Genomic DNA, 25,806 nt, shown 5'->3' on the forward strand with positions numbered 1-25,806 from the left:
CGTTTTGCTCACGCTTCGCTGCGATACCAGACCTGGTTGCGGCCATTTTGCTTGGCCAGATACAATCGACCATCGGCGACCGACTGCAGGGCTTCAAAGTGATACTCCCCCCGCTCTTCGCTGCCGCTCACCCCTAACGACGCGCTGACCCGCAGCGTCACGTTGTTATGCAAAAAGACCTCCCGGCCATGAATACGCAGGCGTAGCCGCTCCGCTACCGCCGCCGCTTCCTGCAGCGTGGTATTCGGCAGCACGACACAAAACTCCTCTCCGCCCACGCGGCCAAGCAAATCACCGTCCCGGACGGTGCCGGCAAGCGTACTGGCCACCATCGACAGCACTCTGTCACCCGCCTGATGGCCATAGCGATCGTTAATGCCCTTAAAGTGATCCAAATCGAGCTGGATGACCGCCAGCGGTCGTCCGCTGCGCTGGCAGTCGCTGGCTACCGCCATCGCCTTCTCAAACAGCGCCCCGCGATTGAGCAGGCGGGTTAAGGCATCGTGCCAGGCCTGCCACTCCAGGGAGGTCTGGAGAACGCTCATATTGCGGACCATACGGCGGATCACCAGCCAGGAGAGCAGTAGCATTAAGGTGAAGAGGATCCACATCAGGGTCAGGGCGATGGTGATGGTGCCAAAGTTGCCGCGTACGCCTTCCCGCAGAGTATGGATCCGCAGCAGCACGCCATCAAAATTGCGCAGTTTGGCCCAGCTGATATAGCGCGTCAGCAGACGCAGACCGCCCTGATTATCATGAGCAAACGCGCGGCTGAGCAGTTCCTGTTCGCGCGGCGACAGCAGCGTCAGGACATTCCCCGGCGCAGAAGAGGCCAGCAGGCTAAGATGGCTGTCATAAAGCTGGTATTCCCCCTCCTGCCCGCCCTGCATCGCGCTGATTAAAAATGCTTTTATTTCGCTGACTGAGAAATCCATCGCCAGCACGCCGCGCCAGTAACCGGCAAAATCCAGCGGTATCGAGGCGGTGACCACCTGCTCTTCCAGCTGCGGGTCATCGTCAGGAAAGGTTTGCCAGATAACGCCGCGGTGCGGATTGTTCCGCTGGGTCTGCCGGGTAAACCAGAGGGCGCTGATGGCGCGCGAATAGTAGGTCTTCACCTGCGATTCATCGCGCAGCGGCAGGGTCGAGGTGAAAAAACCGCTGCGGGAGATATATTGCATCCGCTCGGCAAAATCGCGATCATGCTGCGTCAGGTTTAACAGATAACCCAGCTCCAGCGTCGCCATCAGTTCATTGACCACCAGCGGATCGTCCGGCAAGAGCAGCGGGTGATCCCTGACGACGCCCTCCGAGACGCCAAACACCGGCAGCGTCCGGCGGTTGGGGAGCGCCACCCGCCAGGTCTCCTGGTGGCGTTGGCTCAGATAGCGCTGGCTGGCTTCGTGCAACACATCGACGTCGAGCGGGCGTTCAAGCGCGGACTGCATACCGTGGCGAAAAAACATCATCCTGTCGATGTTGAACTGCAGCAGGCCATCCATTTCATGCGCGACGTTAGCCAGATTATTGCGCTGGTTCGCCACGTAGGCCTCTTCCAGGACATTGATTTCGCGCCAGATCAGCAGCGTGGAGAAAAACAGCACCACGATAAAACAAATGTTAACCACATGCGCCGGGCGAGTCAGGTGGTAGAGTTTTTTCAACTTCAACCGTAGTGGCTTTTCCATCTTTCTCTCGCAGTACGTTGCGCAAATCTGACGTCGTCAGCACGCCCGGTCTCTGCCGATACCGGAGGCGCTTTTAGCGTAGACCACGCGGCGCCGTCATGCGGCGCCGCACCTGACTACTTCACCGCGCCACGCAGGCGACTGACCGCCTTGACGCCCGCCAGCACCACCGCGCCGATGATAAAACCCAGCACCAGATTAGCCACCATCGGCAGCAAGGCGGCCAACATGCCGCCCAGCCCCGCGCTCCAGTGCTCAATGGCATGGTGTAGCGGCGCAATACCGTGAACCACAATCCCGCCGCCCACGAGGAACATGGCCAGCGTTCCGACGATAGAGAGCACTTTCATCAGCCAGGGGGCCACGGTCAATAACCCTTTGCCCAGCCACTGCGCCAGGGTACTGCGTTTCTCCGCCAGCCAGTAGCCCATGTCATCCAGTTTGACGATCACCCCCACCAGGCCATAGACCCCGACGGTGACCAGAATCGCGATCCCCGACAGAATGAGGATCTGATTCAGCAGCGGCGCTTCCGCGACAATGCCGAGGGTGATGGCGACAATTTCCGCGGACAAAATAAAGTCGGTGCGGATCGCCCCTTTGACTTTGTCACGCTCAAAGGCCAGCGGATCACGATCCGCCAGCGCCTGAAGACGCTGCTGCCGTTGCGCTGGGTCCTCTTTGTGCTTACGCGCTTCCAGGCTGTGGAGCACCTTTTCCACCCCTTCAAAACAGAGAAACGCGCCGCCCAACATCAGCAGCGGCGTAATCGCCCAGGGAATGAAGGCGCTGATTAGCAGGGCCAGCGGCACGAGGATGATTTTATTGACGAACGACCCTTTCGCCACGCCCCAGACCACAGGCAGCTCACGATTTGCCCGCACGCCGGTCACCTGTTGGGCGTTGAGGGAGAGATCGTCGCCCAGCACCCCCGCCGTTTTTTTCGCCGCCAGCTTGCCCATCATGGAAATATCGTCCAGCAGCGTGGCGATATCATCGAGTAATGTTAAAAGACTACTTCCTGCCAAAATGATTTTCCTTCTCTTTTCATCAATGTCTCCCTCGAGTATGCGTTAAAAAACGGCCGCTGCCCAAGGTACAATTAGTCAATATAAATTTAACAACCTGACGCAAATTAAGCGCTCGCCAGCAGGATAGTTTTCACGTTTACTATATGTCCCCTTTCTATCTCTGCACCGTCGTGAGGAAGTATGTCTACCCGTCAGCTGTTACCGCTTATCGGGGCGCTGTTTGCGCTGTATATCATCTGGGGCTCTACCTATTTCGCCATCGCCGTCGGCGTCGCCAGCTGGCCGCCGCTGATGATGGCCGGAATTCGCTTTCTCTCTGCCGGCGTGCTGCTGCTGGGATGGCTGTTGGCCACCGGCCATAAACTGCCGGCCCGCGGACCGTTGCTTAACGCCGCGCTGATCGGGGTTTTGCTGCTGGCCGTCGGCAACGGCTTTGTCACCCTGGCCGAACATCAGCACGTTCCCTCCGGGATCGCCGCGGTCATGGTCGCCACCGTTCCGCTGTTCACCCTGTGCTTCAGCCGCTTTTTCGGCATCGCCACTCGTAAACTGGAATGGCTGGGGATTGCCATTGGCCTCGCGGGTATTGTGATGCTTAACAGCGGAGGCAACCTGAACGGCAACCCCTGGGGCGCGCTGCTGATCCTGATTGGCTCCCTGAGCTGGGCCTTCGGCTCGGTTTACGGCTCGCGGATCGAGCTGCCGACCGGCATGATGGCGGGGGCAATCGAGATGCTCGCCGCCGGGATCGTCCTGCTGGCCGCGTCATGGCTGAGCGGCGAAACCTTAACCCGTGTTCCGTCGTGGTCCGGGATCGCCGCTGTGGCCTACCTGGCTATCTTTGGCTCGCTGATTGCCATCAACGCCTACATGTTTTTGATCCGCAATGTCACCCCGGCAGTGGCCACCAGCTACGCCTATGTTAACCCGGTGGTGGCGGTTCTGCTTGGTACCGGATTCGGTGGCGAAAGCCTGTCCCTGATCGAGTGGCTGGCGCTGGCGGTGATTATTTTCGCCGTCGTGCTGGTGACGCTGGGGAAATATCTCTTCCCGGTTCGCAGCGAAGCTACCCCTTGTAAGGCGTCGAAATAAGCGCCAGTTCGCGGATCCCCTGGGTGTCGATCTGCGCGTCGTGTCCGGCGCCGCAGATCCACTCTTCCAGACGCTCGGTGAGCGCCTCGTCATTCAGCTTCAGCCGACCGCGCAGGGCGCATTCCCAGACGATAAGCACCCGCCAGCCCTGCTCGGCCAGCTTTTGCCGGTCACGGGCATCGCGCGCCACGTTGCCGGCGATCTTGTCCAGCCAGAACGCGGTCCGGGTAGCCGGCACCTTAAACAGGTAACAGTTATGGTGATGCCAGAAACAGCCGTGGGTAAAGATGACGCAACGGTAATCGGGTAAAGCGAAATCAGGGCGTCCCGGCAGCTCGCGATCCTGGGCAACAAAGGTGAATCCCGCCTGAGTCAACAGCGCCGCTATCCGCTTCTCGATCGCCGTATCGCGCGTGGCGATAGCCCGCATATTTTTACTGCGCGTGGCTTTATCGTGAACATCCGCCATCGTTATCACCCGTTTCGCGACGCGCCACCGCCTGAGCGATGCGCGGGGCCAGGAGCTTCGCCACCGCGGCGAAGACCGGAACCACCACCGAGTTGCCGAACTGACGATAGGCCTGGGTATCCGACACCGGGATGCGGAAACGCGCCCCCTGAGGCGATTCGAAGCCCATCAATCGGGCGCACTCCCGCGGCGTCAGCCGACGAGGACGCCGCTGTTGATTCTGCGGATCGTCAAAATGCGTCTCGCCCAGCGGCCGGTCCCAGCCGCGATCGACGAGAATTTCGGCGCCATCTTTATAGTAGCGGGCGGAGAGCGTCCGGGCCACGCTGTGGGGATTGGCGGGGTCCACCAGGCCATAACCAAAGCCATTGCCCCGCGCCTGATGCTTGCGGGCATATCGATAAAGATATTTCCACAGTACCGGCGTGAGGATAAATTTGGCATCCACCGTCGGCTCCAGCAGCTCGCCAAATGTTGGCCGAACCGTCGGGTATAGCGCCGCGATATCGCGCAGCGTAAACCCCTCGTGCAGCTGCAGATCGCGACGGAAGCCCACCAGCACGATGCGCTCCCGGTGCTGCGGTAAGAAATGGCGCCCGTCGATCACCTTCGGATCGTCCGGCCCGCTATGCCCGGCGTCAGCGACCTCATACCCCAGCTCATCCAGCGTCTGCATGATGATGCGGAAGGTCCGCCCCTGATCGTGGCTTTTGAGATTTTTAACATTCTCCAGCACAAAGATCGCCGGCTGACGGGCAGCGATAATTCTCACCACATCAAAAAACAGCGTCCCCTGGGTTTCGCAGGCAAAGCCGTGGGCGCGACCCATGGCATTTTTTTTCGACACGCCGGCGAGTGAGAAAGGCTGGCAGGGAAAGCCGGCCAGCAGCACATCATGCTGCGGGATAGTCTCGCGGATATGCTGCGCCGCCTCGTCATCGCTAACGTCGGGGCGATGGCTGAGGGTGATATCGCGAATATCTTCATTGAAACGGTGTTGCTGCGGATCACAATACCAGTTGGCCTTATAGGTGCGCACCGCATGCTTGTTCCACTCGCTGGTAAAGACGCACTGCCCGCCGATAGCTTCAAAACCGCTGCGGATCCCGCCGATACCGGCAAACAGATCGACAAAGCGGAATCCATAGTGCGGATGATGGGCCGGCGGCGACGGCAGCAGCGTCGCCAGATGAGCGACCTCCTGCGGACGCAAACGCGCTGCCGCGCGGCTGAGGGCCGCCACGCGCTTGAGGATCGCCGCGCTCCAGTGCTGCTCCCCGACGCTCACCAGTTCGGCGACCAGCGTTTTCACATCGTAGATCGTCATCAGCTGGCGCAGCAGCGCCTGAGCCTCTTCACCGGCCTGTTCCGTCAATGACAACGACCTGTTTTCCTTGCTTAACTTTTGTGGCATATCCTCAACCAGCGCGGACGATTTTTGCAGAGAGTACCATAAATCACTGGTCGGTTGACGGCTGCGGTACAAAGCGGCGTAAAACCGCCTCATCCAGCGCCAGGGGTTCCCCCTTCAGCTCCGCGCTGATCTTGGCCATAAACTCGACGAGGAAGCGCGCATTATGCTGCGCCATAGCCCTTCCTCCAGCGGTCTGCATGGTTTCCGGCAGGCGCAGGAGCTTGCACTGGAAATGGTCGAGGGCATATTTTCTGTCATCCAGCGCTCGCCGGTCGGCGAAAGGATCGTTGGCATCAAACAGAATGGTGTTCAGGGCGCCGGCGACGGCGAAGACCCGCGCCAGGCCAATCGCCCCCAGCGACTCGAGACGGTCGGCGTCCTGGACGATTTTCGCCTCCAGCGTGCGCGGCGGGATCGCCGCGCTAAAGCTGTGCGCCTCAATAGCATGGCTGACCGCCGCATAGCGGTCTGCGGGAAAATCGGTAAACGACGACTGCAAAATCGCCAGGGTTTTCTCGGCAGCCATCATCGAGGAGCGGCTTCGCTCCGGATGATTTTTAGGCAGACTGACAATGTCATGAAAATAGCAGGCCGTGAGAAGCACCAGCCTGTCGACTTCCACCTCCCCGGCGGCCAGCCGGGTGGCGGTGGCCCAGACGCGACGAAAATGGGACAGATCGTGCGCCGCATCCTCCTGGGCGTGGTGCGTCAGTATCCAGTGCTCAAATCGTTGCTGCCAGTCTACCAGGTTCATAGGCGTTCCTTATCTGAAGGTCAGCCTCGAGCATAGCAACTTTACGACCGATGATCCCGCCCGCTTCTGGCGGGCCGTGTATACCAGACGACAGCACCAAGGATCGCGCCAATGCCGGCGAGCACCAGCATCCCCAACAGGGCGCCAAGCCATTTCCCTGCCATTGTGCCAAAGTCGCCCTCCGCGCTGGCACCGGGAACGCTGTGAATTTTCCCTACCACCCACCAGTAACGCACAATTACCCAGACACAATATCCACAAAAGGCATACAACGCCCAGAGCGCGAGTTTGCCGCCCGGGCTGCGTTTTGCCTGCTCTTCCATCTCATTCTTCTCCGTGACAAATCATACTACTGCCACCCAAAACGTGACACGCATCACATTATACCGCCAACCTGCGCCACAGGCAGCAGTTTCATCCTTGTCTTCTGCACCCACTTATCACTTATTCTGCCAATGGAAATACGCAGGGGTGGTTTTTTTATTCTTTACCCACGGGCTTAAACATTAACGACACCCAGTCATGCCGTGTATTTAAATTATCCCTCCGCCGGCGGAATTGACTAATAAATTATATTTAAAGGCTGAATAACCAATTCACTGTAAATTAATACAAATAATTTCATTCAGTTAACCACGAACGCAACACAGCAACATAACCTATTGCTATACAACAAAATAATCATTAAAACAGATTCATTTAAATTTAATATAATGAACCACATAGAAATATTTTGTAATATCTTACATTATTTATTTACATATTTTATTTTAAATAAAAATGAACTTAGTCGTTAGTATCTTACAGGCATTCCGGAGGGATTGTCATAATTCACAGAAATTATTATTAAAAGGGAATATATAATGAAAAGAAAAGTACTGGCACTCATGGTACCGACATTACTCATGGTCAATGCCGTTAATGCTGCAGAAATTTATAACAACAACGCCAACAAACTGGACCTTTATGGGAAAGTCGCCGGCCTGCGTTACTTCTCTGACGACACCAGCGAGGACGGCGACCAGACCTATGCTCGCTTAGGCATCAAAGGCGAAACGCAGATCGCTTCCGAGTTAACCGGCTACGGTCAGTGGGAATACAATGTCAAAGCGAACACCAGCGAAGGGGAAGGCGCGAATTCATGGACTCGTCTGGCCTTCGCCGGTCTGAAGTTTGCTGACTATGGCTCACTGGACTATGGCCGTAACTACGGCGTGGTGTACGACATCGAATCCTGGACTGATATGCTGCCGGAATTCGGCGGCGATACCTACACCCAGACCGACGTTTACATGACCGGCCGCACCAACGGGGTGGCCACCTACCGTAACAGCGATTTCTTCGGCCTCGTCGACGGCCTGCATTTCGCCCTGCAGTATCAGGGGAATAATGAAAACGCCGGTTCTGGCGAAGGCACTAACAACGGCGGCGCTCGTAAACTGGCGCGGGAAAATGGCGACGGGTTTGGTATCTCCAGCTACTACGATCTCGATATGGGCATCAGCTTCGGGGCCGCCTACTCGGCTTCCGACCGTACCCATAACCAGCTGGCGGCAGCACGCAGCAGCCATATTTACGCTAACGGTGATAAAGCCGAGGCCTGGACCGTCGGCGCAAAATATGACGCCAACAACATCTATCTGGCCGCCATGTATGCGGAAACCCGCAACATGACCTTCTACGGCAACGGCGCTATTGCCAACAAGACGCAGAACTTTGAAGTCGTCGCCCAGTACCAGTTCGATGAGTATAATTTACCGCTGCGTCCATCCGTGGCCTATCTGCAATCGAAGGGGAAAGATCTTTACAACTACTCTCGCTATAGCGACAAGGATCTGGTCAAGTATGTCGACATCGGCATGACCTACTACTTCAATAAGAATATGTCCACCTATGTGGATTACAAAATCAACCTGCTGGATGAAGACGACCGCTTCTACCGCAACAACGGTATCTCGACCGATGATATCGTGGCCCTCGGTCTCGTTTACCAGTTCTGATCCCCATCAAAGCCCGCGCTCAGCGGGCTTTTTCTTGTTCCCGCTCCGTTGAGATCACTCTTTTCAACATTGCCGCTTTCCAGGCGTACCTTCCCTCTTTATGATGCGTTTAAGCTCGTTCGGGCAAATTGCGGCGGTAAGACCACAAAAGGACAAGGCGCACTACCGCGTCTTTACGCTGAAACCAGGACGATGATGATGGCGATACCCCAGCGCAGGCGTTATACCTGAAGCTAACGGTGTTATTGAAGGGGAATGGTTAGAGAAAGAATAGTTGGCGGAGAGAGGGGGATTTGAACCCCCGGTAGAGTTGCCCCTACTCCGGTTTTCGAGACCGGTCCGTTCAGCCGCTCCGGCATCTCTCCGCTGTTGTGGTTGCTATAATGCCAGGATCTTTGGCATTTTAATAGCTCCCGTTTCGGTAATCGTGTTCAAGTGACGACTTTGCGAGCAATATGATGTTTAAATGGCCCTGGAAAGCAGATGATGAGTCCGGCAACGCAGAGATGCCCTGGGAGCAAGCGCTTGCCATTCCGGTTTTAGCCCACCTTTCGCCCGCTGAGCAACACAAGCTGACGCAGATGGCTGCCCGTTTCTTACAGCAAAAACGTCTGGTGGCGCTTCAGGGGCTGGAGCTGACTCCGTTGCACCAGGCGCGGATAGCTATGCTCTTTTGCCTGCCGGTACTTGAGCTAGGGATTGAGTGGCTGGACGGTTTTCATGAAGTGCTGATCTACCCTGCCCCCTTTGTCGTGGATGATGAGTGGGAGGATGATATTGGTCTGGTCCACAACCAGCGGGTGGTGCAGTCGGGGCAAAGCTGGCAGCAGGGTCCCGTAGTGCTGAACTGGCTGGATATTCAGGACTCCTTTGATGCGTCAGGCTTTAACCTTGTGGTGCATGAGGTGGCGCATAAGCTTGATGCGCGAAATGGCGATCGGGCCAGCGGGGTGCCGCTGATCCCACTGCGCGAAGTCGCCGGCTGGGAGCACGATCTCCACGCGGCGATGAACAACATTCAGGATGAGATAGATCTGGTGGGGGAAAGCGCCGCCAGCATTGACGCCTATGCCGCCACCGATCCCGCGGAGTGCTTCGCCGTCCTTTCGGAATATTTTTTCAGCGCGCCTGAACTGTTCGCGCCCCGCTTCCCGGCCCTGTGGCAGCGTTTTTGCCATTTTTACCGCCAGGATCCGCTGGCGCGCAGACGTGAAAATGGCCTGCAGGACGAAGACGAGCGGCGCATTGTTCACTAAAACAACGTGTTGAGCTAAATTTAGCCATTTGAATCAGCAGGTTAATTTTAGTGTTGACACAAAAATGCCGGGCCAGTAGTATGCGCCTCGTTCACACGATTCCTCTGTAGTTCAGTCGGTAGAACGGCGGACTGTTAATCCGTATGTCACTGGTTCGAGTCCAGTCAGAGGAGCCAAATTTAAAAAGCCCGCTCAGGGAAACCTGAGCGGGCTTTTTGCTTTCCGTGAGCCCCCCGCCAGCGGGTATAAGCAGCATCGTACCGTTGGTACCGTCCAACGTTCCGTATGCGATCCCCGCAGGTGAAAAGCAGCGTCGCTGCTCCCAACCTTATGGCTACAGACTTTCGATCCGACGGTAACCACTGGGTCTACTGCTGGGTAGCAGACGATCCCGATTCGGCAGTTACCGCTACAGACAGCGCGGACTGCCCAACTGGCGGAAAGACCCTTAACGCTTAGGGTAGCCTGGCAATAACCTTAATCTCGAACTTAAATCCATAAAGCCACGTCACGCCGATCCCGGTCAGCGTAGGGTAAGGCGCTTCTCCCCAATATTCTGGCAGGATACTCCAGATAGCGTCGAGATTTGACTCAGGATCGACGACAAAGAGGGTAACGTCAACCACGTCCCTAAACGTGCAGCCCGCCGCTGCGAGCACAGCATTAAGATTTTTGAACGCCAGCCTGACCTGTGCTTTCAGATCGTGCTCAGGCGAACCATCCTCGTGGCTACCCACCTGCCCCGAAACAAACAAGAAACCATTGGATTTGATGGCCGGTGAATAACGATTGCGCTCATAGAGCGCCTGCCGACCGAGGGGAAAAACGGCTACGCGTGCTGTCATGTTTGTACCTTTATGCTGGGGCGAATTCAGCCCGGTGAATGTAAAGGCACTGTACAACGGCAAGATCGGGCGGATAAACAAGCGACTTTGTCCCTCATTGTTTGTAATATCCAAACAATCGATGAAATACAGGATAAGAAATGGATCGTTTCGATGCGATGCGCGCCTTTGCTCGGGTGGTGGAGGCAGGGAGCTTCACGAAGGCTGCCCAAACGCTTCATATGAGCAAAACCACGGTGACGCAACTTATTCAGCAACTGGAAGCGCGACTGCGCGTCAAATTGCTCCATCGCACCACCCGCAAGCTTGGGGTGACTCCCGATGGCGCGGTCTACTACGAGCGCGTCATCCGCCTGCTGGCGGACATGGAGGATGCTGAAAACAGCCTGTCCAGTGCGGCGATGACGCCCAGGGGAAGGCTACGGGTGGATGTGCCCAGTCCGCTAGCCCGCCTCATCCTGGTGCCGGCGCTACCGGCTTTCCACGCCCGCTACCCTGATATCCAGTTCGACATGGGCGTGAGCGACCGGAAGGTAGATCTGATCGGCGACAACGTGGATTGCATCCTGCGCGGTGGCGAAATCACCGACCAGTCCCTAATCGCACGCCATGTCGGCGATTTGCCAATCGGCGTCTACGTCGCCCCCCGTTATGTGGAACGCCTTGGCGCTCCCGCACACCCGCGAGAGCTGCAAAATACTGACCATTGCATAGTGGGATTCTTGTCCTCACGCACCAGTAAGATTGATCCTTTGGTACTGCGCAGTGAGAATGAACGTATTGAAATCACGGGCAACTACGTCCTTGCCGTGGATGATGGCAATGCTTACCTCGAAGCTGGGTTAGCTGGCTTAGGCGTGATTGCGCTGCCCAACTATATGGCGGCAGCGCATCAGGCCGTTGGCGCTTTGATTCCGTTATTTACACAATGGCGGATTAGCCCAATGCCTCTGTACCTGGCGTTTCCACCGAACCGCCATGTCAACGCCAAGCTGCGCGTTTTTATTGACTGGATCGTTGAAGTGATGCAGCAGCATGTCCCGATTGCCAACAATAAATAACGACATCCCAGCCCCCTGATTCGCTTATCAACGACGATGGGGGTCAGCGGTAGTGGGTGTGGTCAGGAGTGTTTTGACAATATGGATTCTGCAGCACTCATCAGTATTATATTCTGGATATTGGCTATCATAACGGGGATATTCGCTTTCATGGACAATGGCAGCCAAAAAAAAGATCCTCAGTAACAATATTAAGTCCATAGATATATTTGCAGACTTTATCATCTCCGCCTGAGCCTCTCCTGGCGCCCTCATTAACACGCCATCACCGCCACTGTTGATAAGTTAAGGATCGGTTTCCCGATCCTTATCCCCAACAACGTTGAATGCATCGACAGCAAAAGAGCCTTCTTACAATAGCCGTTAATCAGGCTAAACGACCCGCTACAAACTCCCCTGCGCCGCTGTGGCGCTGATATTCACCGGCATGCCGGAGCGGCGCTGCAGGGTTTGCTCGGCCTGCGAAGGACTCACTCCCGGTCCCTGAGTAAATTCGCGCAGCGCCGAGGTCATCGGCAAGGGGACTTTTCTGTCGGATTCAAATTCCGCCCGGTTGCGCGACAGCGGCTCGTGCACCTCCAGCCAGTGGCTGCCATCCGGTTCCACGGTGTACTTCACCGGCTGATCGATCAGCTGGACGCGCGTCCCCACCGGCACGTTATCAAACAGGAATTTAATGTCGTCATTGCGCAGGCGGATGCATCCCTGGCTGACGCGCAGCCCGATGCCAAAGTTGGCATTGGTGCCGTGGATGGCGTACAGCCTGCCGATATAGATCGCATACAGCCCCATCGGATTATCGGGGCCGGGCGGCACCATCGCCGGCAGGGTTTTGCCCTCTTTCGCATATTCACGGCGGGTATTGGCGGTCGGTACCCAGGTGGGCCCTTCCTGCTTGCGCTCTACCGCCGTCACCCAGTTACGCGGCGTTTCGCGTCCCGCCTGGCCAATGCCGATTGGCAGGACTTCCACGCTATTGCCCAGCGGCGGGTAATAATAGAGGCGCATCTCGGCGACGTTGATAACGATCCCCTCACGCACGGTGTCAGGCAAGATCAGCTGCTGCGGAATGGTCAGCGTCGAACCGGAGTGCGGCAAATAAACATCGACGCCGGGGTTCGCCTCCAGCATATTGCTCAACCCCTGGCCGTACTGGGCGGCAAAGCTTTCCAGTGGTTGAGTGTTGTTCTCCGGCACGGCAATGGTAAAAGCGCTGCCCACCAGACGGCTCCCCTCCGGCGGCAGCGGATAGCTGACGGCCAGCGCGCTGTGGCTGGCGAACAGCATCAGCGCCGAACAGAGTAATGTCACACGCCGCATCGTCATTTTCCCTTCCTCAGTCGCGACTCTCGTGTGTGAATTATAGCGGCATTTCCTCTCCCCGATCCGCTGGCCAGCATTTCCTTAAATCTGATAGTCGATAGCGGCCTCTTCCGGCTCCATCGCCTGGCGCTTGATCTCATCCAGCGACAGTCCGGCATTGCACAATTCGATAAAGCGCCAGACGTAATTACGCTGCAGCTGACCCCGCTTCAGTCCCAGCCATACGGTATTGGCATCAAACAGATGGCGGGTATCGAGCCGCGTAAAGGTGTCCGCTTCCCGGGCATCCCCGGACTGCTCGGCAACCAGCCCGACGCCCAGCCCCAGCTCGACGTAGGTCTTGATCACATCGGAATCCTGGGCGCTCAGCACAATATCCGGCATCAGCCCTTTGCGGTTGAAGGCCTCATCGATCCGCGAACGGCCGGTGATCCCCTGGCGATAGGTGATTAACGGCCAGCGGGCAATCGCCTCCAGCGTCAGAGGAGACACCTGGGTCAGGGGATGGTCTTTGGGTACCAGCAGGCTGTGATGCCAGCGGAACCAGGGGAAAGCCGCCAGCGTCGGGTCGTTGCTCAGACGCTCGCTGGCGATGCCGATATCCGCCCCGCCGTTATGCAGCAGCGCTTCGATTTCCTGCGGGGTGCCCTGCACCAGCTCGACGCGAACGTCGGAGAACAGCTCGCGGAAAGCTTTAATCACCGGGGGCAGGCTGTAGCGCGCCTGGGTATGGGTGGTGGCGATGGTTAAGACGCCGGAGGCATCGTTAGTGAAGAGATCCGCCAGCCGCCGGACGTTGCTGGCTTCATTGAGGATCCGCTCAGCAATGGATAACAGCGCTTTACCCGGCTCAGTCATGCCTAACAGGCGTTTGCCGCGACGGATAAAGATCTCAATCCCCAGCTCCTCTTCCAGTTCCCGGATATGGCGGCTGACGCCTGACTGCGAGGTATAGAGCATATTCGCGACTTCCGTCAGGTTGTAATCCTGACGGGCCGCCTCACGGATAATTTTCAGTTGCTGGAAGTTCACCCTTTCCTCCGGGCCAATGGACTTAACGTATCTGCTATTGTTAAAGTCTGTTGTCCCGGGTAACAAATAATAAAAACCAGCAACTTATTCCTTAAGAGAATATAGCCTAACTAACCAGCTGCAGTTCGCGGTTCTCCAGCGACGGACGGCTCACCAGAGACAGCAGGATCTCCTTCACCGCCTGCGCCTGCGGCGACAAACCGCCGCGCGCCGACATGTTCAGCGACAGCGACAGGCTCATTGACGGCGTGCTAATCCGCGCCATCCAGCCGTTCGCCGCGCCGCACAGGGAGCGGGCAGCGGATTCCGGCAGGACCGTCGCCCCCATGCCGCTGGCGATGGCCGCAGTCAGGGTGGTAATGGATTCGATCTCGCCGATAATTTTCGCCGACAGACGACGCAGGGTGAACGCCTCAGTGACCCGCGCCCGTACCGCGCTGTAATCTCGCGGCAGGAACAGGTTCATCTCCGCCACCGCCGTAAGGTCCACGCTCTGCCCCGGGCAGTCGCGGGTGCCGACCAGGTAGAGGTCTTCTTTCAGCAGCGGCTGACTGACGATGCCGGCCACCGGCGAACGCTCATACAGCACCGCCATATCCAGCTGGCCCGCCAGCAGCTTGTCATTCAGCGCAGTGCCGCTGCTCTCCTGCAGATAGACCATCACCTCGGGCAGCTCATTACGCACCGTCTGCAGCAACGGCATGGTAATGGCGGAGGCCGCTGTGCCCGGCGCCAGGCCGATCGAGACCTGGCCACGCAGCGTCTGGCCGACGTTATTGACCGCCAGCTGCGCCTGCTCACACTGGCGCAGGATGGTCCGCGCATGGGTATAAAGGATTTTACCGGCTTCCGTTGGCGTGACCCCTCGCTTGGTGCGTATCAGCAGCTGCTGGTCCATTTCACCTTCCAGGGTCGCGACCTGCTGGCTGAGGGCCGGTTGGGCGATGTGCAAGACTTCAGCGGCCTGGGTCAGACTGCCGATATCGACGATTTTCACAAAATATTTCAGTCGTCTTAAGTTCATTTTGCCTCCTGTAAGGAACGCCAGCGTCAACGCTGGAAGTATGATGAAACTGGTTTTGCAATTTGCTTGCCAGCTTTTCATTTCCGCTGCCGTTGCCCGCCACAGGCGGTGTTATAAGGGATAGTGATAGCAATCCGGTTTTTATTTGCCCGGTAAGCAGATTGTGGTATGCCCCATTAGGGGTACATTCGCACTACAACGGTGCAATCTGGTGAAAAAAACAGCGCATGCGCGGGGGTTGCTGAAATTGTCAGCAGTCGAACGCAATTCTTTGAATCAGGCTTTGACAAGGCCGGGTGGCATCGTTAATATGCGCCCCGTTCACACGATTCCTCTGTAGTTCAGTCGGTAGAACGGCGGACTGTTAATCCGTATGTCACTGGTTCGAGTCCAGTCAGAGGAGCCAAATTTAAAAAGCCTGCTTTCGAGCAGGCTTTTTGCTTTTCCGCGCCAGCTGCGCTGCCGGAAGGCGAAGGATCCCCCCTCCGGCGATGGCGCCCCTAGCGCAAGCTCTCTTCCTTCAGGTCTATCTCTCGCAGCACCTCATAAAAGGTGATATCGCTAATGTTGTGGGCGCGACGCAGCCGGAACAGCTCCTGACGCTGGGCGATAATGACCTCTCTTTGCATATATTTCTCCAGCCTGGCGCGCTTAGCCAGCTCCAGCCCGACGTCCTGCCCTTCGTCATTGTCGTTATAGTGCAGCCGACGCTGGTAGGTTTCCAGCAGCATATTACCGGCATCAGCCCGCAGGGCCTGCTCAGTCGGATCCTCCACCGGCTCGTCGAGTAGCGCATTCAGCCGGTTGATAGCCACTTCGGTCATGACGGCGCCAATATCGTCTTTGCCGGTGTCATGGGGTAAATCATCGGCAAGATAGCGGGTCATGAACGGCAGGCCGATAGCCGCCACCACCAGCGACATCAGGATCACCGCCATTGAGAGAAAGATCAGCAGTTCGCGGCCCGGGAATGGTGAACCATCCGCCAGCACCGCCGGCAGCGTCAGAATACCGGCGAGCGTCACGGAGCCTTTGACCCCCGCCAGCGCCATGACGGCGAGGATGCTGAATCGCGGACGGACGGTGATGGCTTTGCCCCGGCGTTTGCGGCGAAAAATGGTCAGCGTCATCGACAGCCATACCCAGGCGAAACGCATCAGACCGAGCGCGAGAGTGATGGCCACGGCGTACAGCAGCAGATACCAGGACGAAGGGACGCCGGCCTGGCTGGCTACCGCCGGCAACGTCCTGAGCATGCGGGGCAACTGCTCGCCCAGCATCAGGAAGATCATCCCGTTGAGGGTAGTCTGCAGCATGGACCACACCGCGCTGCTTTTCATGCGCGTCGCGGGTAGCCGGGGCCCCGACAGCTGTTCATAGTGCATCGCAATGCCGGCGGCGACGGCGGCAAGAATGCCTGAGACATGGAACGCCTCGGCCAGCAGGTAGGCGGCGAAGGGGATAAGCAGGCTGATCAGGATCTGGATGGCCGGCTCCTCGCGGGTGCGCCGTACCAGAAAGTTATTACATTTGCCTGTGACCCACACCACCACGAGCCCACTGAGGATGCCCCCGAACGCCATCAGGAAAAACTTCATCACCGCCTCTCCCGGGGAGAAGCTGCCGGTCAGCACCGCGGCGATGGCGAAATTAAAAGCGACGAGGCCCGAAGCATCGTTTAACAGCGATTCCCCTTCGAGGATATGCGCCATCCGGGAAGGCAGCGGCGAGCTGGCGGTCATTGCCGATACCGCCACCGGATCGGTGGGTGACAGAATCGCCGCCAGGGCAAACCCCGCCGCCACGGTGATCGCCGGAATAAGCCAGTGAATAAACAGGCCAATGCCGAGGATAGTGACCATCACCAGGCCTATCGCCAGCGATAGAATCGGCTTCATATCGCGGAAAAACGCGTCTTTCGGGATCCGCCAGCCATCGAGGAAAAGCAGCGGCGGGATAAACAACAGCAAAAAGATGTGCGGATCGAAATCGACCTGAAAACCACCGGCGGCCAGCGCGGCGCCCGCGGCGATCTGGATCAGCGGCAGCGGCACTTTAACGGGCAGAAGATGGGAAATGAACACCGTCACCACGATGGCCATCATAAAGACCAGCACAATTGCGATTAGCGACATTCATCCCCTCCTTTGACGGCAATATTCATTCTGTACATCAGGCTGTTATTCCTTTTTCGCAGGTGTGGTTTCGGCGGCGGGTTATTTATCCAGACGCCGATAATAAAGGACAGGCTTTCCTGTCTTGCGGGGTTATTATTTAAACTGAGGTGGCAACCGGCGCCCCTTCAGGGGGGACAATGTGTTTTATCATGCCGGAGTTGTCAATCCGCCAGAGTCTGCAAATCATCGCCAGCCCGGCAATATAATCGCTACCATTCATCCTTATCATTCCGTGGCGGCCAGAGAGATATATGGTCAGCGGATTGATATTCTCTGCAGCAGCCGCGCGGAGAACCACGCATTAATAATTGATGATAATCCGCGTCGCCTTCTGCCTCGAATTCCCGCCCTACTCTGCCATACATGGCTTGCCCCCCACCGGGATTGGGGGTACCCTGACAAACAATTAAACCATACGGTCTAAATGATGAATCCCGCTACCTCCGCCAACCAGAAGCCCCGCCGCGGCCGACCGCCCAAGGCCGATCGCCAGTTTGTCGACACGCGACAGGCGCTGATTCGCTCGGGCCTGGAGGTGCTGACCGAAACGGGCTATCTCGCGGCGGGTATTGATGCGGTGATCAGGAACATCGCCGTGCCGAAGGGGTCGTTTTACCACTGTTTCAAAAGCAAGGAGGCCTTTGGCCTCGCCGTGCTTGCCGCCTATGGCGACTACTTTGCGCATAAATTAGATAAATTCCTGCTGGACGACGCCGTGCCGCCGCTGGAACGGATGGCGGCCTTCGTGCGTGATGCCGGTCAGGGAATGGAGAAATACCAGTTTCGTCGCGGCTGCCTGGTAGGCAACCTGCTACAGGAAGCTCCCCTGTTGCCCGAGGCATTTCCCCAGCGGTTGCAGACCATCCTGGCGGCATGGGAGGCGCGCGTGGCCCGCTGCCTGCACGAGGCGCGGGCTGCCGGGACGATCGCCAGCGACACCTCGCCGGAGGCGCTGGCCCAGGTGTTCTGGATCGGCTGGGAAGGCGCGGTGATGCGCGCCAGGCTGGTCCAGTCCGCCGCTCCCCTTAACCAGTACTGGGATTTCTTTGCGCACACTATGATGACAATAACACCTGCACAGGACGGCGATAGCGCCGATAACTCCCTTCAGACGAGGAATACTCAGTCATGAAAGCATTAGTTCTGGACCAGATTGACAACCGCACCGTGGCCGCCGTCAAAGCGATTGACCTGCCCGCCCTCACCGAAGGCGACGTGCGGGTCGCCATCGACTGGTCGAGTCTCAACTATAAAGATGCCCTGGCGATCACCGGCAAAGGCAAAATCATCCGCCAGTTCCCGATGGTGCCGGGGATTGATTTTGCCGGCCGGGTAAGTGAAAGCCGCGACCCGCGCTTTGTTCCCGGCCAGGACGTGATCCTCACAGGCTGGGGCGTGGGCGAAAACCACTGGGGCGGTCTGGCCACCGAGGCCTGTGTCAAAGGCGACTGGCTGGTTGCCCTGCCGGAGGCGCTCAGCGCGCGCCAGGCGATGATCATCGGCACCGCCGGCTTCACCGCGATGCTGTGCGTCGATGCCCTCGTCAGCGCGGGCATCACCCCGGAAAGCGGTGATATCCTGGTCACCGGCGCCAGCGGCGGGGTCGGCAGCACCGCGGTGGTACTGCTGAAAGCGCTCGGCTACCGGGTGACGGCCGTATCGGGCCGCGAGTCGACGCACGACTACCTTCGCCAGCTCGGGGCCGACGCCATCCTGCCGCGCAGCGACTTTGCAGAGACCCGCCCGCTGGAGAAACAGCTGTGGGCGGGCGCGGTGGATACCGTTGGCGGCACGATGCTGGCCAAAGTGCTGGCGCAAACGCACTATCGCGGCTGCGTCGCCGCCTGCGGTCTGGCCGGGGGCTTCGATCTGCCAACCACCGTGATGCCGTTTATTCTGCGCAATGTGCGTCTGCAGGGGGTGGATTCGGTGATGGTGCCCACCGCAGAACGCGACGCGGTGTGGCAGCGTCTGGCCCAGCTGCTGCCGGAAAGCTACTACCAACAGGCAGCCACCGAAATCACGCTGGAGCAGGCGCCAGCGTATGCCGCAGATTTCCTCAGCAACAATATTCATGGCCGCACGCTGGTCAACATCGGCCAGTAATCCTCTCCTCCCGGCGCCCCACGGCGCCGGTCCCCGGGGCGATCCTGACATATCATTTCCTTCCCCACGGGATTATGATGACGCGAACGAATGGCTTTGCGAGTGGTAAAGAACGTAAATGGATGTCATAAGCATCATTATGGCGGCGGGCAAATCGTCCGTTGACGTCGCGCTGTATACGCTGTTGCCGATCATGGTGATCATGCTGATTATCATGAAATATCTGGAGGTCCGCGGCATCCTCGATGTGATTGTGCGCTGGGTTGCGCCATTGCTGAAGCCCTTCGGCTTAACCGGGATGAGCGCCTTCGCCCTGATCCAGATTAACTTTGTCAGCTTCGCCGCCCCGCTGGCCACGCTATCGATTATGGACAAACGCGGCGTTTCTGACCGGCAAATGGCCGCCACCCTGGCCATGGTCTTCGCCATGGGGCAAGGCAACGTCTTTTATCCCCTCACCCCTTTCGGCCTGCACTGGCTGGCCTCGATCGTTATCTCAGTGGTCGGCGGCCTGTGCGCGGCGGCGGTCGCCTGGCACGTCACCGGACGGCGCCTATCGGTCGCCGAGAACCCTCGCGCGGAAGCGCTGCCCAACGCCGAGCAGAACAGTCAGGGCATTCTGGCGGTGATCAACAGCGCCGGCTCCGACGCCATCCGCCTGGCGCTCGGCGCGGTGCCGATGCTGATCCTGTCGTTAACCATCGTCGGACTGCTGCAGGGCGCTGGCGTCATCGACCTGCTGCAGCAGCTACTGAAACCGGTGCTTGGCTGGCTGCATATTCCGCAGAACTTTGTGCTGCCGGCGCTGGTGAAGTGCGTCGCCGGGGGCACCGCTTATTTTGGCGTCATTTCCGAGCTGATCCAGCAGGGCAAAGTCACCGTCAGCCAGGTCAACGCCTCGGCAGGCCTGCTGATCCAGACCTTCGATCTGCCCGGGATCGGTATTTTCCTCGGCATCAGCTCACGGTTTGTCCGCCTGTTTCGCTTCGTGGCTCCCGCGGCGATCGTCGGCATTCTGCTGCGCACCGTCCTGCACCTGATCCTCTTTTAATGCCTCCGCGCTGGCCTGCGCCTTCAGGCAGGCCACCACCGCCGCCTGCTCGCCGCAGGCGATATGCTCATCGACGCGGGCCAGCATCCACGGAAAGAAAGGATTGGAGGTGACGCGCATTAACGTCTCCAGCCCCACGCTCAGCGTCCCGGTCTCTCCGCGCAGTGAAATGGTGCCCAGGCTAATGCCGTAGCGGTTCTTCTCGTCCGGCTCGCGACCATACAGCGAGTCGCTCAGGGGAAACGGCACTGCCACATGCGACAGGGAGTACATATCCGCCGGCCAGGCAAGGTGTAAGGGATAACGATGCTCTTCGCGTTCCTGCGCCAGCGTGGTACGGGCGATGGTCTGCAGGGTGTGCGCCGTCGCGTTGGTCACCACCGTCGTGGTATAGGCTCGCGGCGCCGGCGGCAACAGCGTATTCACCGCCGCATAGAGCGCGGGACGGAACAGGACCCGGAGATCCGCCGCCTGATTTATGTCGAACACCACCAGCTCGCTGCCGTTGTCCGGCAGGTAGCGATACAGGGACTCTACCACCGCCCGGGTGCTGACGGTGGAATCCATTACCGACTGAAAGGTGAGGACCGGCGGCAGCGCTTTCAGCGCCCCCTGACGGGACGCGCGAATGATCTGCTGCTGCAGCGCCTGGCTCAACAGCCAGGACTGTCTCGCCGCTTTTACCGGAAACGAGTTGTACTTGAACGGATTAAACTCAGGCGCCACGTTCAGCCAGGCCGCGCGGGCAAACGCCGGGAAGATGGACGGCAGCCCGGCGAGACCGGCAAAACGGGCAAACGCCGTCACGCCGATCATCGGCGACAGCAGGATAATCTGCTGCGGCTGGCGCAAGTGGCTGTCCTCCAGGCTATCGAGGGCATACTTGAGCGCCAGCGCGCCGCCGTTAGAGTAGCCGACCAGATGCAGCGGCACGTCCGCCCCGGCCAGGCGCGTCGCTTCGCGCACCGCCAGACGCGTTGCCGCCAGCCAGGTCTCCCAGTCAACGGCGGTTAACGCCCCCGGCGCGGTGCCGTGGCCCGGCAAACGCGGCGCCACCGCCACATAGCCCCGCTGCCGCCAGAGTTGCGCCAGATAGCGCACGCTGTAGGGCGAATCGGTCAGGCCATGGAGCAGCACCACGCTGCCGCGCGGCTTGCCCTGCGGCAACAGTATAAAAGAACGGTTCCAGTCCTGCGTAAACTGTCCCGGCCAGACGCGGCTGTGGCGATAAAAGCGGTTGACGGGGGTTTTATCTTCCTCCGGTAAAGCATCCGTCACCTCGCGCTGGAGATCGGCGAAAATGGTCTTCTCCCGCGCCAGATATTGGGCAAAGGTCGCCTGGTCGATCTCTTTGGCCGCCATCTCGTTGCCGCGCCAGGTATGCCAGCGATGCAGCGCCGGGCCGCGCTGCGACTCATAGATCCGTCCGGCGAGAAACACCACCAGCAGCGCCAGCACCGCAATGCTCCCTTTTTTCAGCAGTGAGCCGATAACGGTACCCGACGTTCGCCAGTGTCGTAATAGATGCTTCATAACGCTCTCTCTGATATTTACCGCATAGCCGGACGCATTCTGCCCTATTCCTGACAGGCGCTTCTCACGGTCTGCTTTTCAGCATAGTCATCGCTTCCGGCAAATTAAACCCGGCAGATCATTCCCTGCCGGCGAAAAAAAACCTACCGCTGAGATCAACGTTTGGTCGCCTATTTTTAAACACTGCATAAACCAGTGGGATAATCTTATTGTCAGATTTTTAAGAAACATGAATTATCGGCGGATGTGTCACCAGGAGAGGAAAAAACAGATGGAGTGGTGGGTAAAAAAAGTCCAGGATAATTCTCCGTCCAGCCCCTGCCGCGTCGTGCTCCAGAGCGGCGCACTGGAGATGATCGCTGAGATTGAAGCCTGTCGCCTCCGCCTGCGGGAAGGGGATAAACTCACACCGCTGGCCGATGCGCGCTATTGTCTGAATAATAATCCGGCGCAGACATTGAAGATCCGCAACGCCAGCCATTATAGCAGCGCGCGCTGGGCAAACGCCGGCAAATAAATCGAGTCCGGCCCCTGTGCCGGTATTGATCTGAGTATCTTCGCAACTGACAGATAAATTCCCCTTCGCCCTTTTCCCGCTGTGACATACTATCGGGAATGTCAGCAGACCTGAAACAAGGAGCGAATCATGAATAACAAGGCCGCCAGTCTGACCCCGGAACAAGCGCTTGCCGAGCTGGAAGCGCGCTATGAAGCTTCGGTCACGGCGTTGCGCAAAGCCATCGGCGACTATATTGACCATCATACGCTCCCTGATACCGAAGCCCGCGCGGAAGGCCTTTTTGTCTATCCGCAGCTGTCGGTCTCCTGGGACGGCGCCGATCATAAAGCCCTTAAAACGCGCGCCTGGGGACGTTTCACCCATGCCGGGTGCTATACCACTACCATCACCAACCCGAAACTGTTCCGCCACTATTTGCTCGAACAGTTGACCCTGCTGTATCAGGACTATGGCGCCCATATTAGCGTCGAGCTGTCACAGCATGAAATCCCCTACCCTTACGTGATAGACGGTTCCACCCTGACCCTTGACCGTTCGATGAGCGCCGGTCTGACGCGCTATTTTCCCACCACCGAGCTGTCGCAGATTGGCGATGAGACCGCGGACGGCCTGTTCCATCCTACCGAGTTCTATCCGCTGTCGCACTTTGACGCCCGCCGCGTCGATTTTTCGCTGGCGCGTCTGCGGCACTATACCGGCACCCCGGCGGAACACTTCCAGCCCTATGTGCTGTTCACCAACTATACCCGCTACGTGGATGAGTTTGTCAGCTGGGGCTGCAGCCAAATCCTCGATCCTGACAGCTCCTATATCGCCCTCTCCTGCGCCGGCGGGATCTGGATCACCGCCGAAACCGAAGCGCCGGAGCAGGCCATTTCCGATCTGGCGTGGAAGAAGCACCAGATGCCGGCCTGGCATCTGATCACCCACGACGGCAAAGGGATCACCCTGATTAACATTGGCGTCGGCCCGGCCAACGCCAAAACCATCTGCGACCACCTGGCGGTGCTGCGCCCGGATGTCTGGCTGATGATCGGCCACTGCGGCGGCCTGCGTGAAAGCCAGGCCATCGGCGACTATGTGCTGGCCCACGCCTATCTGCGCGACGACCATGTACTGGATGCGGTGCTGCCGCCGGATATTCCCATCCCCAGCATTGCCGAAGTGCAGCGCGCCCTGTACGACGCCACCAAGCAGGTGAGCGGGATGCCGGGCGAGGAAGTGAAGCAGCGGCTGCGTACCGGGACGGTGGTCACCACCGACGACCGTAACTGGGAGCTGCGCTATTCCGCTTCCGCGCTGCGCTTTAATCTCAGCCGCGCGGTGGCTATCGATATGGAGAGCGCGACCATCGCCGCCCAGGGCTATCGCTTCCGCGTCCCCTACGGCACGCTGCTCTGCGTCTCGGACAAGCCGCTGCACGGTGAGATCAAGCTCCCCGGTCAGGCCAACCGCTTCTATGAGGGGGCCATCTCTGAGCATCTGCAGATCGGCATTCGGGCCATCGACCTGCTGCGCGCCGAGGGGGATCACATGCACTCGCGTAAGCTACGCACCTTCAACGAACCGCCGTTCCGCTAACCGGCAACGGGGAAAGAGAGAGGAAAACGCTGGCGTTACCCGCAGGGGAGCGTCAGTGGCCGGGTGAGCGACACAAACGTCCCGGCGGTGGCTGCGGATGTTGAGTCCGCAAGGAAACGGACAGACAGAAAAGCAAAAAGCCTGCTCGAAAGCAGGCTTTTTTAAATTTGGCTCCTCTGACTGGACTCGAACCAGTGACATACGGATTAACAGTCCGCCGTTCTACCGACTGAACTACAGAGGAATCGTGTGAACGGGGCGCATATTAACGATGACGCCGGACGCTGTAAAGCCTGTTTTTAATAAAATGAATCGTTTGCCGAATTATTCCTCACTTTGCGCAAAAAATGGCGTTTATCCGGCAAACGGATCAGGTATCCGGCGTTGAGGCCTTCACCCGCGGGTACTTCCACAGCCATCGGCCGCTCACCATGCGGAAGTAAAACAGCGCGCCGCGCACTGCCCAGTCGAGCACCATCCCTAACCAGACGCCGATCACCCCCATCCCCAGCACGATACCCAGCGTATAGCCCGCCACCACCCGGCAGCCCCACATGCCGAGCATCGACACCCACATGGTATAGCGTACGTCACGGGCGCCTTTGAAGGCGCAGGGTAAAGTCCACGACAGCGACCAGATCGGCATAAACAGGGCGTTGAGCCACAGCAGCTGCTTCACCACCTCTTTTACGTCTTCTTCATGGGTATAGAACGAGACGATAAAGCCCGCGAACGGGGCGCTGCCCCAGGCAATCAGCGTCAGAATAATGGTCGACAGCCAGAACACATGCCAGGCCTGGAATTCCGCCTGGCCAATCTGCCCTTTCCCCAGCCGCTTGCCGGTAATGATCGTCGAGGCGGAGCCGAGGGCGTTGCCCGGCAGGTTAATCAGCGAGGCCACCGAAAAAGCAATGAAATTGCCGGCGATAACGTTGGTGCCCATCCCGGCGACAAACATCTGGGTCAGCAGCTTACCGCCATTGAACAGAACCGATTCGATACTGGCCGGGATGCCGATCCCCATCACCTCCCAGATAATGGCGAAGTTAAAGGGTTTGAAGTAGCCCTTCAGCGACAGCCGCAGCGCGGGATTGAGGCCCACCATCAGCACCCAGATAGTGGCGATGGCGCCAATATAGCGGGCAATGGTCAGCCCGAGACCGGCGCCGACAAAGCCCAGCCCCGGCCAGGAGAAGAGGCCATAGATGAGCACGCTGCTGATTAGGATATTGAGGATGTTCATCCCGCCGTTGATCAACAGCGGGATTTTGGTGGTCCCGGCGCCGCGCAGCGCCCCGCTGCCGATCAGCGCAATCGCCGCCGCCGGATAGCTCAGCACCGTCAGCTCGAGATAGGTCAGCGCCAGGTCCTTCACCTGCGGGGTGGCATCGCCGGCGACAAAATTAATAATCTCCTGACCAAAAGCGTGGATCACTCCCGCCAGCACAATAGAAAACAGGGTCATAATGGCCAGCGACTGGCGCGCGGCCGCTCTCGCCCGCCGCCGATCTCGCTTGCCGAGGCTAAAAGCCACCACCACCGTGGTACCCAGATCGATAGCGGCAAAAAACGACATGATCACCATGTTAAAGCTATCGGCCAGGCCCACCCCGGCCATGGCCTCTTTGCCCAGCCAGCTGACAAGGAAGGTGCTCAACACCCCCATCAACAGCACACAGGCATTTTCCAGCAGAATGGGCACAGCGAGGGGGCTGATTTCGCGCCAGTACAGCACACGATAACGCTGACGTTTTTTAAACCAGGATGTCCGTTCGACGGCCTGGCGTACGGCGGAGGTGACGTTCAAGAGAGACCTTAGTGAGAGATGTTGAAACAACATTTCAAATGA

Annotated in this window: 21 protein-coding genes, 4 tRNA genes and 1 pseudogene; 11 read left to right on the forward strand and 15 right to left on the reverse strand. The window is 58.4% G+C overall.

Going from position 1 to position 25,806, the window contains the following annotated elements; all coding sequences use genetic code 11:
* Positions 1 to 8 precede the first annotated feature (8 nt).
* The gene (gene dgcQ / locus ABLU95_RS01715; protein WP_023290287.1) at positions 9 to 1,688 is read right to left on the reverse strand and encodes a cellulose biosynthesis regulator diguanylate cyclase DgcQ; all 1,680 of its coding nucleotides are present in this window, start codon (positions 1,686 to 1,688) and stop codon (positions 9 to 11) included.
* 116 nt (positions 1,689 to 1,804) lie between these two features.
* Positions 1,805 to 2,716 carry a DUF808 domain-containing protein gene (locus tag ABLU95_RS01720; protein ID WP_044524012.1) on the reverse strand — a complete coding sequence of 304 codons (912 nt, stop codon included), beginning with the start codon at positions 2,714 to 2,716 and terminating at the stop codon, positions 1,805 to 1,807.
* Positions 2,717 to 2,899: 183 nt separating this feature from the next.
* Between ABLU95_RS01720 and yedA the strand changes: the two genes are divergently transcribed.
* Complete coding sequence (gene yedA, locus ABLU95_RS01725; protein WP_023290289.1) at positions 2,900 to 3,811, forward strand: drug/metabolite exporter YedA; 912 nt, start codon at positions 2,900 to 2,902, stop codon at positions 3,809 to 3,811.
* Here yedA and ABLU95_RS01730 read toward each other — a convergent pair.
* The 4 genes from ABLU95_RS01730 to drpB form a co-directional block, all read right to left on the reverse strand.
* Positions 3,786 to 4,280 carry a very short patch repair endonuclease gene (locus ABLU95_RS01730; protein WP_130941698.1) on the reverse strand — a complete coding sequence of 165 codons (495 nt, stop codon included), beginning with the start codon at positions 4,278 to 4,280 and terminating at the stop codon, positions 3,786 to 3,788. The two genes, yedA and ABLU95_RS01730, sit on opposite strands and share 26 nt — an antisense overlap.
* On the reverse strand, positions 4,261 to 5,661 hold the full coding sequence (locus ABLU95_RS01735; RefSeq protein ID WP_241516523.1) for a DNA cytosine methyltransferase: 1,401 nt from the start codon (positions 5,659 to 5,661) through the stop codon (positions 4,261 to 4,263). Before ABLU95_RS01735 ends, ABLU95_RS01730 begins: the two co-directional genes overlap by 20 nt.
* Positions 5,662 to 5,737: 76 nt before the next feature.
* On the reverse strand, positions 5,738 to 6,448 hold the full coding sequence (locus ABLU95_RS01740) for a phosphohydrolase (RefSeq protein ID WP_241516524.1): 711 nt from the start codon (positions 6,446 to 6,448) through the stop codon (positions 5,738 to 5,740).
* 41 nt (positions 6,449 to 6,489) lie between these two features.
* Complete coding sequence (gene drpB, locus ABLU95_RS01745) at positions 6,490 to 6,771, reverse strand: cell division protein DrpB (protein ID WP_032456337.1); 282 nt, start codon at positions 6,769 to 6,771, stop codon at positions 6,490 to 6,492.
* 540 nt (positions 6,772 to 7,311) lie between these two features.
* Between drpB and ompC the strand changes: the two genes are divergently transcribed.
* Positions 7,312 to 8,448, forward strand: coding sequence for a porin OmpC (gene ompC, locus ABLU95_RS01750; protein WP_275256577.1), 1,137 nt, complete (start codon positions 7,312 to 7,314; stop codon positions 8,446 to 8,448).
* 275 nt (positions 8,449 to 8,723) lie between these two features.
* On the opposite strand, the gene ABLU95_RS01755 is transcribed toward ompC, so the two are convergent.
* Positions 8,724 to 8,813: transfer RNA gene (locus tag ABLU95_RS01755), tRNA-Ser, on the reverse strand.
* A 90-nt stretch (positions 8,814 to 8,903) separates the two neighbouring features.
* Here ABLU95_RS01755 and mtfA point away from each other — a divergent pair.
* Together mtfA and ABLU95_RS01765 are read left to right on the forward strand one after the other, a co-directional pair.
* Positions 8,904 to 9,704: a DgsA anti-repressor MtfA gene (gene mtfA, locus ABLU95_RS01760; protein ID WP_072096628.1), complete on the forward strand. Its 801-nt coding sequence runs from the start codon at positions 8,904 to 8,906 to the stop codon at positions 9,702 to 9,704.
* Between the two features lie 100 nt (positions 9,705 to 9,804).
* A tRNA-Asn gene (locus tag ABLU95_RS01765) sits at positions 9,805 to 9,880 on the forward strand.
* A 279-nt stretch (positions 9,881 to 10,159) separates the two neighbouring features.
* On the opposite strand, the gene ABLU95_RS01770 is transcribed toward ABLU95_RS01765, so the two are convergent.
* The gene (locus ABLU95_RS01770) at positions 10,160 to 10,549 is read right to left on the reverse strand and encodes a RidA family protein (protein WP_261902248.1); all 390 of its coding nucleotides are present in this window, start codon (positions 10,547 to 10,549) and stop codon (positions 10,160 to 10,162) included.
* A 140-nt stretch (positions 10,550 to 10,689) separates the two neighbouring features.
* Between ABLU95_RS01770 and ABLU95_RS01775 the strand changes: the two genes are divergently transcribed.
* Entirely contained in the window at positions 10,690 to 11,610 is a 921-nt protein-coding gene (locus tag ABLU95_RS01775) for a LysR family transcriptional regulator (RefSeq protein WP_131096040.1), read from the forward strand.
* 384 nt (positions 11,611 to 11,994) lie between these two features.
* Here the strand turns inward: ABLU95_RS01775 and ldtA are convergent, their stop codons facing one another.
* The 3 genes from ldtA to nac form a co-directional block, all read right to left on the reverse strand.
* A complete protein-coding gene (gene ldtA / locus ABLU95_RS01780; protein ID WP_023290298.1) occupies positions 11,995 to 12,936 on the reverse strand; it encodes a L,D-transpeptidase in 942 nt (313 codons plus the stop codon).
* Between the two features lie 78 nt (positions 12,937 to 13,014).
* A complete protein-coding gene (gene cbl / locus ABLU95_RS01785) occupies positions 13,015 to 13,965 on the reverse strand; it encodes an HTH-type transcriptional regulator Cbl (protein WP_004180456.1) in 951 nt (316 codons plus the stop codon).
* 106 nt (positions 13,966 to 14,071) lie between these two features.
* Positions 14,072 to 14,989, reverse strand: a complete 918-nt coding sequence (gene nac, locus ABLU95_RS01790; RefSeq protein WP_004203498.1) for a nitrogen assimilation transcriptional regulator NAC — start codon at positions 14,987 to 14,989, stop codon at positions 14,072 to 14,074.
* Positions 14,990 to 15,319: 330 nt separating this feature from the next.
* Between nac and ABLU95_RS01795 the strand changes: the two genes are divergently transcribed.
* Positions 15,320 to 15,395: transfer RNA gene (locus ABLU95_RS01795), tRNA-Asn, on the forward strand.
* Positions 15,396 to 15,489: 94 nt separating this feature from the next.
* Here the strand turns inward: ABLU95_RS01795 and ABLU95_RS01800 are convergent.
* Complete coding sequence (locus ABLU95_RS01800) at positions 15,490 to 17,124, reverse strand: Na+/H+ antiporter (RefSeq protein WP_348878663.1); 1,635 nt, start codon at positions 17,122 to 17,124, stop codon at positions 15,490 to 15,492.
* A gap of 469 nt (positions 17,125 to 17,593) precedes the next feature.
* On the opposite strand from ABLU95_RS01800, the pseudogene ABLU95_RS01805 reads away from it, so the two are divergent.
* The 3 genes and pseudogenes from ABLU95_RS01805 (at position 17,594) to ABLU95_RS01815 (ending at position 20,323) form a co-directional block, all read left to right on the forward strand.
* A pseudogene (locus ABLU95_RS01805) lies at positions 17,594 to 18,419 on the forward strand (TetR/AcrR family transcriptional regulator).
* Complete coding sequence (locus ABLU95_RS01810; protein ID WP_074442563.1) at positions 18,358 to 19,272, forward strand: MDR family oxidoreductase; 915 nt, start codon at positions 18,358 to 18,360, stop codon at positions 19,270 to 19,272. The pseudogene ABLU95_RS01805 and the gene ABLU95_RS01810 overlap by 62 nt, the downstream one beginning before the upstream one ends.
* 118 nt (positions 19,273 to 19,390) lie before the next feature.
* Positions 19,391 to 20,323, forward strand: a complete 933-nt coding sequence (locus tag ABLU95_RS01815) for a nucleoside recognition domain-containing protein (RefSeq protein WP_048336040.1) — start codon at positions 19,391 to 19,393, stop codon at positions 20,321 to 20,323.
* On the opposite strand, the gene ABLU95_RS01820 is transcribed toward ABLU95_RS01815, so the two are convergent.
* Positions 20,234 to 21,856 carry an alpha/beta hydrolase gene (locus ABLU95_RS01820; protein ID WP_348878665.1) on the reverse strand — a complete coding sequence of 541 codons (1,623 nt, stop codon included), beginning with the start codon at positions 21,854 to 21,856 and terminating at the stop codon, positions 20,234 to 20,236. The genes ABLU95_RS01815 and ABLU95_RS01820 overlap by 90 nt on opposite strands.
* A gap of 271 nt (positions 21,857 to 22,127) precedes the next feature.
* On the opposite strand from ABLU95_RS01820, the gene pmrD reads away from it, so the two are divergent.
* Both pmrD and ABLU95_RS01830 read left to right on the forward strand, forming a co-directional pair.
* Complete coding sequence (gene pmrD / locus ABLU95_RS01825; RefSeq protein ID WP_023290305.1) at positions 22,128 to 22,373, forward strand: signal transduction protein PmrD; 246 nt, start codon at positions 22,128 to 22,130, stop codon at positions 22,371 to 22,373.
* A gap of 129 nt (positions 22,374 to 22,502) precedes the next feature.
* Complete coding sequence (locus ABLU95_RS01830; RefSeq protein WP_348878667.1) at positions 22,503 to 23,957, forward strand: AMP nucleosidase; 1,455 nt, start codon at positions 22,503 to 22,505, stop codon at positions 23,955 to 23,957.
* Between the two features lie 168 nt (positions 23,958 to 24,125).
* On the opposite strand, the gene ABLU95_RS01835 is transcribed toward ABLU95_RS01830, so the two are convergent.
* Both ABLU95_RS01835 and ABLU95_RS01840 read right to left on the reverse strand, forming a co-directional pair.
* A tRNA-Asn gene (locus ABLU95_RS01835) sits at positions 24,126 to 24,201 on the reverse strand.
* Positions 24,202 to 24,327: 126 nt separating this feature from the next.
* Positions 24,328 to 25,764: an EmmdR/YeeO family multidrug/toxin efflux MATE transporter gene (locus ABLU95_RS01840; protein WP_348878668.1), complete on the reverse strand. Its 1,437-nt coding sequence runs from the start codon at positions 25,762 to 25,764 to the stop codon at positions 24,328 to 24,330.
* Positions 25,765 to 25,806: the final 42 nt, after the last annotated feature.

This window comes from Klebsiella sp. GG_Kp146 (assembly GCF_040061975.1).
Taxonomy (GTDB): domain Bacteria; phylum Pseudomonadota; class Gammaproteobacteria; order Enterobacterales; family Enterobacteriaceae; genus Klebsiella; species Klebsiella quasipneumoniae.